The 13,139-nt window shown below is 61.9% G+C and carries 11 protein-coding genes and 1 riboswitch; of the genes, 4 read left to right on the forward strand and 7 right to left on the reverse strand.

The window, feature by feature from the left end:
• Window positions 1-3 precede the first annotated feature (3 nt).
• The 4 genes from fdhD (at window position 4) to zwf (ending at window position 4,100) form a co-directional block, all read left to right on the forward strand.
• Window positions 4-984 (forward strand): formate dehydrogenase accessory sulfurtransferase FdhD, encoded by a 981-nt coding sequence (fdhD, locus tag EK23_RS16065; RefSeq protein ID WP_235282137.1) that lies wholly within the window; start codon window positions 4-6, stop codon window positions 982-984.
• 15 nt (window positions 985-999) lie between these two features.
• Entirely contained in the window at window positions 1,000-1,245 is a 246-nt protein-coding gene (locus EK23_RS16070) for a formate dehydrogenase subunit delta (protein ID WP_045226409.1), read from the forward strand.
• Window positions 1,246-1,789: 544 nt separating this feature from the next.
• Window positions 1,790-2,065: a hypothetical protein gene (locus EK23_RS16075; RefSeq protein WP_045226410.1), complete on the forward strand. Its 276-nt coding sequence runs from the start codon at window positions 1,790-1,792 to the stop codon at window positions 2,063-2,065.
• 562 nt (window positions 2,066-2,627) lie between these two features.
• A complete protein-coding gene (gene zwf / locus EK23_RS16080) occupies window positions 2,628-4,100 on the forward strand; it encodes a glucose-6-phosphate dehydrogenase (RefSeq protein ID WP_045226411.1) in 1,473 nt (490 codons plus the stop codon).
• A gap of 253 nt (window positions 4,101-4,353) precedes the next feature.
• On the opposite strand, the gene EK23_RS16085 is transcribed toward zwf, so the two are convergent.
• The 7 genes from EK23_RS16085 to EK23_RS16115 all read right to left on the reverse strand — a co-directional run bounded on the left by EK23_RS16085 (window position 4,354) and on the right by EK23_RS16115 (window position 13,061).
• Window positions 4,354-4,602, reverse strand: coding sequence for a hypothetical protein (locus EK23_RS16085; protein WP_052808251.1), 249 nt, complete (start codon window positions 4,600-4,602; stop codon window positions 4,354-4,356).
• 202 nt (window positions 4,603-4,804) lie between these two features.
• Window positions 4,805-5,584, reverse strand: coding sequence for a VPLPA-CTERM sorting domain-containing protein (locus EK23_RS24255; protein WP_235282139.1), 780 nt, complete (start codon window positions 5,582-5,584; stop codon window positions 4,805-4,807).
• Window positions 5,585-5,740: 156 nt separating this feature from the next.
• Window positions 5,741-5,818, reverse strand: a riboswitch (cyclic di-GMP riboswitch).
• Window positions 5,819-6,492: 674 nt separating this feature from the next.
• Window positions 6,493-7,323: a VPLPA-CTERM sorting domain-containing protein gene (locus tag EK23_RS16095; protein WP_045226413.1), complete on the reverse strand. Its 831-nt coding sequence runs from the start codon at window positions 7,321-7,323 to the stop codon at window positions 6,493-6,495.
• Between the two features lie 178 nt (window positions 7,324-7,501).
• Window positions 7,502-8,137 carry a hypothetical protein gene (locus tag EK23_RS23365; protein ID WP_145998700.1) on the reverse strand — a complete coding sequence of 212 codons (636 nt, stop codon included), beginning with the start codon at window positions 8,135-8,137 and terminating at the stop codon, window positions 7,502-7,504.
• Window positions 8,128-8,664, reverse strand: coding sequence for a hypothetical protein (locus EK23_RS16105; RefSeq protein ID WP_045226415.1), 537 nt, complete (start codon window positions 8,662-8,664; stop codon window positions 8,128-8,130). The genes EK23_RS23365 and EK23_RS16105 overlap by 10 nt, the downstream gene beginning before the upstream one ends.
• A 281-nt stretch (window positions 8,665-8,945) precedes the next feature.
• Window positions 8,946-11,837 (reverse strand): fused MFS/spermidine synthase, encoded by a 2,892-nt coding sequence (locus EK23_RS16110; RefSeq protein ID WP_045226416.1) that lies wholly within the window; start codon window positions 11,835-11,837, stop codon window positions 8,946-8,948.
• A gap of 249 nt (window positions 11,838-12,086) precedes the next feature.
• Window positions 12,087-13,061, reverse strand: coding sequence for an Lcl C-terminal domain-containing protein (locus EK23_RS16115; protein WP_045226417.1), 975 nt, complete (start codon window positions 13,059-13,061; stop codon window positions 12,087-12,089).
• Window positions 13,062-13,139 lie beyond the last annotated feature (78 nt).

The following is a 13,139-nucleotide window of genomic DNA, read 5'->3' on the forward strand; positions in this document are numbered from 1 at the left end:
GGTATGAGCGCGTCGGGACCCGCCGTCGGGATGGATGCTCCCGCATCCACCGACCTCGTCTGCGACGCGCCCGACGCCGAAGCCACAGGCACCGGCTTCGGACTTGCCGGTGAGCTGGGCTGGCCCAGCCATCGCGAATACGGCATCCTGCGCCAGCGCGGCGACGAGGTTCTTTCGCAGCGCGACGAGATTGTCGAAGAAGTGCCGGTGGCCTTGGTCTACAACGGCCAGCCCCATGTGGTGATGCTGGCGACGCCCTTGGACCTGGAGGACTTTGCTATCGGTTTCAGCCTCACCGAGGGCATCGTCGCGTCTGCTTCCGAGGTATCTTCCGTACGGGTGCACCTGCGTGCCGAGGGCATTGAGGTGCGCATGCGCATCCCCCAGGAGCGCTTCGAGGCACTGCCTGGGAAGGAACGCAACCTGACCGGCAGGACTGGCTGCGGCCTGTGCGGTGCGGCCACCTTGCGCCAGGCGGTGCGGCACCCGCAACCGGTAGAATCAGGGATTTGTGTCGCCGTGACAGAGATGAGGCGGGCCCTGCGGGAACTGGGGGAGCAACAGAAGCTGAACCGGCTTACCGGCGCTGTCCACGCGGCGGCATGGGCGGTTCCGGGTCACGGTATTCAGGTCGTGCGCGAGGATGTGGGCCGGCATAACGCGCTGGACAAGCTGATCGGGGTCCTCGCCAAGACGCGTGCTGATCGCAGCTCGGGTTTCGTGGTGGTGACCAGTCGCGCCAGCTATGAGATGGTGCAGAAATGCGCCGCCGCCGGCATCGGCTTCATGGCGGCCATCTCGGCGCCGACCGGCCTCGCGATCCGATTGGCTGAGGAGGCGAATTTTACGCTGGTGGGATTTGCGCGGGGCGATGGCCATGTGGTCTATGCCGGCGCGCAGCGGTTGCGGGGGGCCCCCTCTGGGGAAGACCGGACACGAACCGACCGAATTTTGAACGGGCCGCCGCGCGGCGGGCGAATTTGAGGAGACGTTTTTAGTATGCACATCGAGAAGCTGGTCAAGATGGCCAACGACATCGGCGCCTTTTTCCAGGCCGACCCGGATCGCACCGTCGCCGTGCACGGCGTGGTGGATCACATCCGGAAATTCTGGGATCCACGTATGCGTAAGCAGATCATCCAGCATTACCAGAATGGCGGCGAGGGCTTAAGCGAGATCGCGGGCAAGGCGGTCAAGCAGTTGGCTGATGACGCGGTCTCACTGGCTGAGAGTGGCGACGGCTAGGATGGCTTAACGATAGGCTTTCAAGATGCCCACCGCCGAGTGGGCATTTTTTTAGCTACTTGCGCGTCAAGCGTTGAAATGACTTTTCGGCATACTGCGCTCTGGAATGGGACCCGACATCTTGCGGAGGCCCATTCAATTGTTGCCGTCGGATGTCTTTGCTCCTTCCCCCATAAAAAAATGCCCATGGAGCCCGACTTCCGCAGAAGACCTGAAACCTGAGTCGATTGCCTCATGAGTCCGGGATTTAGCCGCCGGATATCAGCAGTAGTCGGATGGAATCCCCCAGGATCTGCTCCACCCTGCCTGAAGGCTTTGTTGGTCGATGTGTGTGAAATCACGCTATCGCCTGCGGTAGATCCCGCATGGCCATCGCCTGATCCGGGCCTGCAGGCCTAAATTCGTTGATCTGGCAATCCCCTACCGTTTGGCATGGTATGTGACTGTGTTTTGGTTGGAATGGATTGAGCGGGGCGCGCGGGTGAGGGCGGTCACAAGCCCTGGCTCGAAGCCCAAGGCCTATGAGCTGAGCGAGAGGACTTTCATGAACCTAGAGCAGACCAAAGCCAAGCCGAACGCCAAGGCTGCCGACGACCACGGCGCTGAGCCGGTGCAGGAAGCGTTTCCCGGAGTACGGTATTTCCAGATTCATTTCGAACACATCGAGTCCCTGATTGCTGAACTGCGCACCAGCCTCGAGCAGGTCAGGAGCGAACTCGCCGAGGTGCGGGCCATGGCTGGTGGCGTCGAGGATGAGCAGACGCCAGGCAAGCTTGTCTTGTGCCCAGAAGAAGCCACGGGCCAGCCGCGCAGCAACTAGCGCTTGCTCTTCATTATTCGGCTCCGGGCAGCGATGCCGCTGCGTGAGGCGGCTTCGGTCCTCCGAGACGGCCGTTTGTTTTCCACCAAACTGCCATTAACCCGGCCCTTAGTGGCCGGGTTAATGCGGGGCACGGATGCCCCGGCGCGGCCACAGGCCGCGTCAGCCAAGGCCGGGCGCGTAGCGACCTTGGCGTTGGCCCGAAATACCAGGAGGGTATTTTGAGGGCTGATTAATAAACTCGCTCAAGCTTCGACGGGCCTTTCGCGCAGAACCATGCGCCGTTATAGGACTCATCCATGTGGTGACCCATGAGGCCGAGTCGTTCGTTTGGCGATGACAGCTCGCGTTGCGAATCTGTTTCCAGGATTCTGTGTTCCAGGCTACGATTACTTGCGCAGAATCGGGGCCAGGGCCATAGTGTGCTCGCTGCAGAGCGTGACAGGCCCGTGAGTTTCCCCGTTCGGCGAATCGCCGTACCATCTGGGATCGCGCCGGTCCGCGGCAACATAATAATGAAAACAGCAAGCCATCAGTGGGAACAATCCAAGGGGATTCAGTCATGTCTCAGCTTCCTTTTCCGAAGTCGTTTAATCTGGTGTTCTTCGGTGGCACCGGCGATCTCGTTACACGAAAACTCTTGCCTGCCATGTACCAGTGCCATCGGAACGGCCATGCTGAAGGCGGGCGCATTTTCTGCCTAGGGCGGCGTGCGATCACTCAGGACGAGTATCTAGCCACGGCCGTCAGCAAGGCGCGGGAGTTCATTCCTGCCAGCGACTGGGATGACGCGGAGTGGGCGGAGTTTGTCGCCCGTGTCAGCTACGAGCAGATCGACGCGGAAAAGCCGGCGGATTACGCCCTGCTCAAGCAGCGCCTGGATCAATCACCTGCGGAGACCACGGTGTTCTTTCTCTCGGTGATGCCCTCCCTGTTCACGGTCATCTGCGGCAGCCTGGCGGAGCAGGGATTGAACGGACCCGACACGCGGGTGGTGCTGGAAAAGCCTCTGGGTCATGATCTGGCTTCCAGCAACGCCATTACCGAGGCGGTGGGCCGGCATTACCACGAGAAGCAGATCTACCGCATCGACCACTACCTGGGGAAGGAGTCGGTGCAGAACCTGATGGCGCTGCGCTTCGGCAACTCCTTCCTGGAGCCCTTGTGGCGGCGCATGTGGATCAGCAATGTGCAGATCACCATTGCCGAACAGGTGGGCATCGGTACCCGCGGGGGTTTTTACGAGGGTACCGGCGCGCTGCGGGACATGGTGCAGAACCACCTCTTGCAGCTGCTCTGCTTCGTGGCCATGGAGCCACCGGTGAGCCTGGACTCGGACGCCATTCGCAACGAAAAGATGAAGGTGCTGGAATCCCTGGTGCCCTTCGACGCGGAAAGCGTGCACCGCAATACCGTGCGCGGCCAGTACCGGCCGGGCGTGGTGGGCGGCGAGCCGGTGCCGGGATACCTGGACGAGGGGAACATCCCGGCGGACAGCAAGACGGAAACCTTTGTCGCCATCCGCGCCGATATCGCCAACTGGCGATGGGCGGGCGTGCCTTTCTACCTGTTTACCGGCAAGCGCCTGCCGAGCCGGTTGGCCGAGATCGTCGTGCACTTCCATGATGTGCCGCACCACATCTTCCCGCTGCCCAAGAGCGGCACCCGCGCACCGGCCAAGCTGGTGATTCGCCTGCAGCCGGAGGAATACATCCGCCTCTACCTCAATGCCAAGGTGCCCGGGGATTCCATGGAACTGCAGCCGGTTTCACTGGACCTGAACTTTGCGGGTAAATTCACGGTGCGACGCGCGGAAGGGTACGAGCGCCTGCTGCTCGACATCATTCGCGGCAACCAGGCGCTATTCGTGCGTCAGGACGAACTGGAACTGGCCTGGCGCTGGGTGGAGCCGATCCTCAACACCTGGGCCGCGGACCCCAAGGGCCCCGAGCACTACAAGGCCGGCACCTGGGGCCCCAGTTCTTCGGCGGCCTTGCTGTCGCGCGATGGACATTGCTGGCATGATGAGGTTTGAAGCATAAGCTAGCGCGTCGGTCCGTTGGGCGTGGGCTCGCGCCCGATGGGCACTGCGCGACCACTCGCCGGAAGGTCAGGATTCCGCGCGCTTTGATTGCCTTCCGACGCTTGAATTGCTCACAGCTCTGGGCGGAGTGTCGTGGTGGCGACGATGTCGCGCTCGGATGCCAGGTCGATCTATGCGGCCGCTTGCTGTGTTAACTCGGAAAGCGCTGCAGGAGTCATTGGAAAGCGGCGTTGCCCCGAATCGCTCAGATTAGGTGTGCGACTTTCAGGAGTACGCCGGTAATCAGCGAGGTCTGCAGCATTCCGACACCCACAACCGAGCGAGCCAGGTCCGAGGGCGTTTCGGCGATCTTGACCTCGACTTCCGTGATGCCTTTCTGAAGCAGACGTTCGGATTCACGCAACTGGGTTTGGGTGGCGACGTCCTGCTGGTTGGGATATTGCTCTATCAACTGGCCGAAGTCCTCTGTGATGATCTTGGCTTTGGCAGTCATCGGTGGCCTCGGTAAGTTGCTCGTATAGATGCAGGGAGGTAACGCGCATGACAACCTGACTGGCACAAATCAGGACGCTAAGACAGTATGTCATGTTGAACACTTGCCTACGCTGCAAGTGCGTGTCTCGCCCATAGGCGTAAAGAAGCCCGCGCGACCTGGGCTGCGCGGGCTTTGCTTCATCATCCCTGAGAGCGATTCCCTAAGCGGTTGCTTTTTCCTTGCGTCGCCCTAGCACGCCGAGGCCAGCCAGGGCGCTGCCGAACAGCCAGACCGCCGCCGGAACCGGGACCGGAGCCGAGGTGATGCTGAGTGAATAGCCCGCATGGGGTCCGAAATTGCCTGAGCCGGAATATCCGCCCAGCAGGATGCTGTAAATTTGTCCTGCCTGGGCCGTGAACGTGATATCCCCGCTGTCGGAGAAGGTCAGGAAAGTCAGGCCGGTAGTCCCCAGGGGGTTGCTCTGCATCGCGGGTGTGGGGTTCGGTGTCGAATAGCTGGCTGGCTGATAGCCAACATTCCATCCGCCGTGATGGTCGTAACTCGATCCCGTGTCCATGCCGGTGAATACCGAGATGCCGAAATTGCTCCAGCCTGCGTTACCGACGGTGGATGGGGTGATGGTGACCTTTTGGGTGACATCGGATTTCAGCAGGCCCACATCGGTATTGTGTCCCCAGCCCTGCGAACCGACCCCGCCGTTGGGCCCTTTATCATTCCAGGCGCCTTTGGCCGTGTCGATATCCGCCCAGATTCCGTAATGATCGAAGGCGTCCTGGGAGGAGATTTCCAAGGTGGCGCCCTGGCTATGGAGTTGGCCCGCCCAATGCGTGACCAGTCCAACGGAGCCGAAGGGCGCCGCGCCGCCTGCCGTGCCTACCCAGCCTCCGGCAGAAACCCATCCATCGGTCCCGTTGACGCCTCCATCCGTGCCATTCGCGATGTGGGTGGGGTTGGTGTAAGCGCCATTAGAATTGTACATGGTATGAGCCATCGCATTGGACGCGGCGCCGAGCGATAGGGCGGCGCCTGCGAGGCTCATAGAGATCGCTCTTGTTAAGGTATGACTTTTCATTCGTTCGCCTCAAGTTATAGCTTTATGTGGCCCGCAAGAAACCGGCAGGCCGTGTCGACTGGAAGAGGCAGTCCGGCTGTCTTGAGGCAAGATCCTGGGACTTTCCGACTCCGCCTCGCGGCGGGTGTGGCTTTGGCTCTTCGCTTGCGCCCTCGGAGTTGCGGTTCCATGTGCTTAGAGTCACGCGCAATGCCATCCGGGGCATCGCGCATTCTCCGATTCACCTGTCCGTCCATCAGATAAACCCGCCAGCCGTTTTCCGATTGGCGTCCACTCCAAAAGAACGCATTGGCTGCTACCTGTCACGTCGCAGTCGACATCATTGAGCAGGTTTTGTGCCGTATATAGTAATCAATGACATAAGCTGATCGCTTAGTCAGCTTCTGAGGCATATGCCTGAATCTATGCGTTATTTCTCCGAATGCCGGGAATTGCCTTAGCCAATTGATTTGATTGGTCAGCTGCGAAAGGAGGGCTTGAAGAGGTCCGGCTTACGCCACTTAATCCCGTGGATGAAGGGAGGGGTTCGAGAGAACAATTCTGAGGCCTGGCGTCCGAGGAGGCCCCCTATTGATCAGGCCCAAAAATACCCTCCAAGTATTTCGGGCCGACGCCAATGTCGGTACGCGCCTGACTTGGCTGACGCGGCCTCTGGCCGCGCCGTGGCATCCGTGCCCTGCATTAACCCGGCCATTAAGAGCCGGGATAATAACTCCGAAGGCCGGCGCCACTAAAGAAAAGCCCGTGCAGCTCACGGAGACTGCACGGGCGGCAAGCTCTGCCTTTACCCCCGGAGGGGCTGACGCGCCTCAGCCTCAGGCGGTCAGTCTTTCCTTGCGGCGTCCGAATACCCCCATGCCAGCCAGGGCGCTGCCTAGCAGCCAAACAGCCGCAGGCACCGGCACGGTGGTGACGGAACCGACGTTATTGAAGCTGATGCTCCAAGAGCTCTTCCGATTGGAGGCGATCTCTTGCAGGCACCGATCCCAGATGGACGTGCTGTGCGTCTTGCCACCGAAGGTGGTGTTGCCCATCAGGTAGAACCACACGCTTTCGTTGGATGTCATGAGCTGGCTGGCCCAACCCCAATCGTCGCTGGCGTCGGTGGTAAAGCCGAGGCCGATCGGGCTGAGGTCCGCGCCCAGGTCGATCAGGTCCGCCCGATAGAGCTGCCCGGTCGTGGTTGTGACATTCGTGCTCTGGAAGCCGGAAGCGGTGCTTCCGTCATAGGTGATTGATCCTGATCCACTGTAGCCCGGGATCTTGCCTTTGATGCTCACATAACTGCCGTTCGAACTAAAGACAGGCAATCCGAGAGCGCTGGTAAAGTTCGCCCTGAAGTCGAACGTTCCGTTGGTAACATTCCAGCCCGTGCTGGAATTTTCGTTAAAGGTGAACGTCGAACCGGATTTCGTGCCAGTCAGCCGGTAACCGCCCGAAACCTTGGAGAAGGTGAGGTTGGCGCCGGTGAAGAAGTTGGGCGCTCCGGCATCCGGGACGTTGCCGGAGATGCCACCCAACAATGGGAAGTCGCCGGCTCCAAGTCCCGCCGGCGGTGCATAAGCCATGGCGTCTTGCGCCACGGCCCCTGCCGCTAGCAGCGGGACCAGTGTGAGCCACTTGGTGGCCCTCTTGTTCGCTGTCATTGGAAAGGTTCTCCTATACTTTTTGTGCATTTGAGTGGCGCCGGGGCGGATTACTTGTACCAGGCCATGGTGAAGATGATCTGGTTCAAGGCGTGGCAAGGCCGCCGCCCCGTTTTTTTTTCTGATGGCTGCCTGTCCTTAGCGCATGAAGTGCAGGTGGCTCCCTCCCAAAGCCCGCCTACCCTCCGGTTTGCCGCACATCCTTCCAGCAAACCCACGCCCGAACTCTCCGGGGTGCCCACCATACAGAAACGGCGTAGCCAGGGGTTGAACGGTCCTGGCCACAAATTGAAACGCAAGATTGATGCCTTCTAGTTAAAACAATGGGTTGGATCAATATGGCTTCAGGGAGTTGCGGGAAATGCCGTATCTGTGCGGGAAATCTCTGGAACCCCAGAGGAAACTGCCTTATCCCCCCGCCCTCTGGTTCAGGGGTTGCGACGTTCTTTCGCGCCAGTCCAGCGCCACATGACTTTCGCGCCGGAAGCTGTGTTCTGATGCGGCTGAGGAGTCCGAGTCCGGTCACGCCGCTGACGAAGAGCCAGGCGGCCGCGGGGAGGGGCACCGGGGCGGCGGCGAGGGTCAGTTGGAAGTTCTTGGTATGACCGCCATAGCCAATTCGATGGGTCACCGAATTGCCGTTGATGTCGTTGTAGTTGACGAAGGGCAGGTCTACCAAGGTAGCGTCGGTGTTATAGACATTGCTGGCATTTCCGCCGATCCAAAGCGACCAGTCTCCCGCGCTCAGGTGATAGGTGTTGGACGCGGCGTTGCCGTTTCCGACATCGACATGGGCGCAATAGCTCATGCCCATGTGGTTGCCCTATTGGCAAAATTATGGGTCAGAGGATTCTGTCCCGCGGTGCTGATGCCCTGGTACAGGGTGAAGCCGGGCTTGAGGTCGTTGCCCAATGCGCTGCCTTCTTCGTTGGGGCCTTCGAGATTGGCCACCGGCCCGTTGCTCAAGGTAATCGTGATATCGGTGGCCTGGATGAGGGTAAAGCGCAGGTGCTGGGTGGTGTGGTTCCAGCCCTGGCCGATTCCAACCCCACTCCAACTGAACTGCTCGACACCATAGAGCGAATGCCCGGAGAGCATCGGGTTCCGGAGTCCGTAGGCGCTGCCCAGCACCGACCAGGTCTCGCCGGGGGCGAGGCCGTCCACCCAGCGCTGGTATTCCGCGCCGTAATAGGTCCCGGTCGGGAAGTAAGTTCCAGTTTTGCTGTTGTAAATAACGATTTCAGACCCGAAGGCGCCGGCGTCCGGGGTGTGGGTATAGGCGGAAGCGGCTTGTGCGGTGGCTAAGGCCAGGGTGGCCAGAGCAAGATGCGGTTGTCTCATGGTGAACTGACTCCTGAGGTGGTTGCTTTCTGTTGGTTAAGCGGCTGGGGACGCTGTCCGGTTCCCGCTCCCGCCGCTTCCGCAAGGAGGCAGCCCAGCCGTCTCCATCCCGGGAGACACGCAGATTTTCGGCCCCGCCTTGCGGCGGGTGTGGCGCGCTTAAATGGACGCAGGTCTTGCGCCACCCCAAAAAAACTACGGGATACGGAGATATCTACCTTTTGAGTGATCTGGCTGGCGCAGCATTTGCCTCAGTTCGAGGCAAATGCCTGATATGTATGTCAGTGCGACTGCTGGCGCAGCAGCGACTCGGCGTTGCGGAGATTTTGCTGGGCGGCGGGGTTGCTCGGGTCGAGGGCCGCGGCGCGGCGGAAGTAATCCAGTGCCTCCGGCAAGCGTTCCAGATTGGCGAGAGCCACCGCCAGGGTGTTGAGGGTTTCGGCTTCGTCGGGCTTGGTCTGCAAGGCCTTCTGCAAATGGGGAATTGCGGAATCCAGCCGGCGGCTGCGCACCAGGGCCAGTCCCAGCTTCTGATTGGCGACGGCATCTTCGGCATCCAGTACCAGGGCGCGCTGCAGGTAGCGGATGGCCTCGGCGTCCCGCTGCTGGCGGGTGAGGAGGTCGCCCATCATGCGCAGGGCCTTCAGGTTTTGGGGATTGGCGTCCAGCACCGCCTGCAGTTTGCGCCGCGTGCCCTCGGGATCTCGTTCCCCATCGTTGGGTTCGATGAGTTCCAGCATGTTGGCCGCAGCCATGTCCCCCAGGTTATCTCGTCGCGCCGACTCGGCCGCTTGCAGGCTCTGCGGCGGCGGGGCAGGACCTTCAAGGGCGAGTTGCAGCGGCGAGAGGTGCCGGCCGATCGCCGGTGCCAGACGCACCGCCCGCAGATCGGTTTCCTCGAAGTCGTTGATGGAGTACGCCAGTTTGGGGCGGTCATCGGTAAATTCGACAGCGCCTTCTAGATTGGCCAGGGCCTGCAGTTCATCGCCGGTAGCGAGGAAGCCCGCCAGGAAAACCGGGAAGCGGTCTTGCGCGAATCCCGGGCCGCCCCAATGGGAATAGGCCAGGTCGCTGCGAATATCCGCTTGCGCCAGCCGTTGCGTGAAGGCGGGTTCCGAAATTCCCCGGCTCGCGCCATTGAAGCCCATCAGCAACAGCTCGTTGCCGTTGTACCAGAGCTTCGCCTGCGGAAATTCGGCGAGGAAGGTCTTGATGATGCTGGCGAATTCCGCCTCGCGCAGGAACTCGATGGGCACAAACTGCACGATCATGCCGCCTGGACGCAGGCGCTCCCTAGCCTCGTGGTAGAACTCGCGGGTGTAGAAGACATCGACGCCGGGACGGTACAACTGGCCCACTTCCACGGAGAGCAGATCGTACTGATGCTTCGTGTGCTTCACGTACCCGCGGCCGTCCTCGGCCAGCAGGCGGACGCGACCGTCGTTCATCCAGCCCGATTCGAAGTTGCGGCGAGCGAAATCGAACAGCTTGGGCTCGATGTCCACCACATCCAGCGTCTGGATGGGGTACTGCAGAAAACGGCTGGCCGTCTGGCCCACGCCCAACCCGATGACCAGCACGTCCTTGGCCTCGGGGTAATGGAACATGGGCACGTGGGCCACCATGACCTGATGGTTCTTCTTGGAAGTGCCCTGCCAGAGCTGGCTCACCAGCATGATCTTGGCATCGCCGCGCTGGATGACGGCAAGGGTTGAATTGTGCCCCTCCTCGAAATCCACCAGTGCATCCGGGCCGGCGATGTAGTCGTTGGGGATGCGCGCCGGCGACACGGAGGGCATGAGCAGCCAGAGTCCGGCGCAGGCTGTCACGAATGCTGCCGACGCGATGGGCCGAGGCGCGGCTGGACGGGCCTTGATGCGTGCAGGCGGCTTGAGGGCGAAGCTCGCGCCCATCGCGAGCAGGGCGGCGGTTAGTGCGGCGCCGGTGCTGGCATAGAGGCTGGCGTCCAGTCCGTATTCGGGCAGGAGGACAAAACCGGTGACCAGCGAACCCGCGACGCAGCCCAGGATGTTGAGGGCGGTCATGCGTCCCACCAGGCTACCGGCGTGCTCGGGGTCGTTGATGACGATGCGGTTGGCCAGCGGAAAGCTGGCCCCGGCGATCATGGCGGGCGGCAGCATGAGGACCATGTAGGGCAATACGCCGTATTGCTTCAAGTAAAGCCAGGCGATCACCGGCAGGTGCGTGAGCACCAGGGTCAGGGCCGCCGACCCGGCCTGGAGCGCCGCGAAACTTGCCAGGAGGCCGCGCCGATCCCGGGCGCGGTCGAACATAGGCGCCGCCAGCAGGCTGCCGGCCACGGTACCGGCCAGCACCACTGAGAGGGTGATGGTGTAGGTGTAAACGGTGTTGCGGATGAAGTTGGTGAGAAAGCGCGCCCAGACCAACTCATTGGCCAGGGCGGCGGCGCCGATGAGGAAGAACAGGGCGCCGGTCAGGATGTGTTGGGATTGGGTTCCGGGGTGGCTGGAGCTATCGCTGGTCGGGTGCTTCGCGCTTCCTCCTTCCCCTTCACCCTTCAAGGGGGAAGGCTGGGATGGGGGTTCCAGTCCCAACCGAGCTGTCAGCCGATAAAACCCTATGGCAGCAAGCAAATTGACCGTTGCAGCCAACCAGGTGGCGGCATTCAGGCCGACCCAGGGCAACAGGCCGAAGCCGGTTGCCGCGCAGCCCAGGGTCGCGCCCAGGGTGTTGATACCGTAGATAGCGCCAATGTTGGCGGAAATGCGTGCCGGGTCCCGCACCAGTTGCCGGACAAACAAGGGCAGGGTGCCGCCCATCAGCAGGGTAGGCGGCAGTAGCACCAAGGCAATCAGGGAGGCGCGAAGCGCGGTCAAGCCAATCGAATCGAGCGGCCAGGTGTTGTAAAGGGTGCCGAAGGCTGATTCGGCCCAGCCAAACAACACCGGGTTGAGGAGGCCGTTGGCGGCCAGCAGGCCTTCCAGCGCGGCACACCAGTACAAGGGCCGCTGGGCCTGCCGCGCCATATGGCCGAAGGCGAAACTGCCGAGGCCCAGGCCGATGAAGAACACGGCCAGCACGGTGGCGAGCGCCAGGGAACTGGAGCCGAAGGCCAGCGCGGCGCGCTTGATCCAGACGATTTCGTAGACGAGGCCGGCGAAGCCGGACAGGAAGACCAACAGGTAGACCACGGCGGATTCCTTGAAGCAGGCTCAGGGTTCGCGGCGGCACGGGCCGCACAGAGGGAGGGTTTCAGGTGTAATGCGCCTTCCGCTGCAGCCAATGCCGCGTGGCACATCGCTTCTCATAGCGGGCTTGGGGTCTAAAACCCGGCGGCATTATGCCACTCCCGCGGGATTGTGCGGTGCAAGTGCAGTCGCCTTCGTTTGCGAGCGGTCGCCACCCCGGCGTCGCGCCGGGGCTCACGAAGGTTGATGCCGTTATGGCGCGCAATAGCTGGGCGCATAGGTGACGGGCACGGCGCCGCTCATTTTGCCGCCGAAATCGGCCTTCACGCTGCAGGCGACCGCTGCACTGTCGGCCGCGAAGACCGCGCGCCAGGTGTTGTCGCGGCGAACCTGGATGTCCAGGGCGATGGGCGTTCCGCTGGCCGCGTCAACGATAGTGATGCGGCGGGTTTCCCGAAGCTCACGGCGCTTGGAGGCCGAGAAGGCGGGAGAGAATTTCAGCCGTCCGGTGACGGTCAACAGGCCGCTGCGGGCCCGCCAGCGGGCGCGGTCGATGCTCAACTCGGGCAGCACGTCGCCGTCACGCACGCCCCAGGCGAAATAGTCCGTCGCATAGCTGGCGTTGGCCCCCTGAAATCCCTGGAAGTTGAAAAACCAGCTGTTGTCGGCAAGTGGCGCATAGGCGGCGTCGGACCAATAAAAGACGCCTATGCCCTTGAATTCGATGCCGCCGCTACTGACCCGGTTGCCATTGAGCAGGGTGCCCGGCGTGAAATTGGAGAAATCCACATAGTACAAATGGCCCATCTCACTGCCACGACAGCGGTAGCCGTGGGAGATGCCCAGTTCTTCGTCCTGCGTCAGGCAGGTCGGGTCGGGCTGCGGGATGTGCGGGAGGCGCCAGTCGCTGAACCCCCCGTAAGCCAGTTGATCGGCCCAGGCCATGGCGCCGTACCAGGTCATCTGGCCGGAGGCGGCCTTGAAGTCCTGCGGGGTGAGCGTTCTGCCGGCGACGCCGCCCTTGGCGTTGGCGGCGGCGACGATCTCGGCGATCCGGCTGGGGTTGGCGGCGAACTCGGCTTTGGCGTAATTGGCGCTTTGCAGCCAGGTGATGTTCTGGGCGTCGTCGTAGATCATGCCGTCGCCGCGGTCGTGCAGGGCGGCCTGGGCGGCGGATGCGGCGAAGGCGAGCACGAGCAGGGACGGCAGTCGCTTGTTGTTGTTCATGTTTGAAACTCCCGAAAGTTCGGCTTCATGGCGGCGCAGTGCCGGCTTGGCGTACTGCGGCCTTGGACAAAAAACTGC

The organism is Methyloterricola oryzae, from assembly GCF_000934725.1.
Classification (GTDB): Bacteria; Pseudomonadota; Gammaproteobacteria; order Methylococcales; family Methylococcaceae; genus Methyloterricola; species Methyloterricola oryzae.

Bases quoted from the DNA above. Each gene is read 5' to 3' on its own strand.
- zwf (WP_045226411.1), top strand. From the start codon at position 2,628: ATGTCTCAGCTTCCTTTTCCGAAGTCGTTTAATCTGGTGTTCTTCGGT.
- EK23_RS23365 (WP_145998700.1), bottom strand. From the start codon at position 8,137: ATGGGCATGAGCTATTGCGCCCATGTCGATGTCGGAAACGGCAACGCC.
- EK23_RS16095 (WP_045226413.1), bottom strand. From the start codon at position 7,323: ATGACAGCGAACAAGAGGGCCACCAAGTGGCTCACACTGGTCCCGCTG.
- EK23_RS24255 (WP_235282139.1), bottom strand. From the start codon at position 5,584: ATGTACAATTCTAATGGCGCTTACACCAACCCCACCCACATCGCGAAT.
- EK23_RS16075 (WP_045226410.1), top strand. From the start codon at position 1,790: ATGAACCTAGAGCAGACCAAAGCCAAGCCGAACGCCAAGGCTGCCGAC.
- EK23_RS16115 (WP_045226417.1), bottom strand. From the start codon at position 13,061: ATGAACAACAACAAGCGACTGCCGTCCCTGCTCGTGCTCGCCTTCGCC.
- fdhD (WP_235282137.1), top strand. From the start codon at position 4: ATGAGCGCGTCGGGACCCGCCGTCGGGATGGATGCTCCCGCATCCACC.
- EK23_RS16085 (WP_052808251.1), bottom strand. From the start codon at position 4,602: ATGACTGCCAAAGCCAAGATCATCACAGAGGACTTCGGCCAGTTGATA.
- EK23_RS16070 (WP_045226409.1), top strand. From the start codon at position 1,000: ATGCACATCGAGAAGCTGGTCAAGATGGCCAACGACATCGGCGCCTTT.
- EK23_RS16105 (WP_045226415.1), bottom strand. From the start codon at position 8,664: ATGAGACAACCGCATCTTGCTCTGGCCACCCTGGCCTTAGCCACCGCA.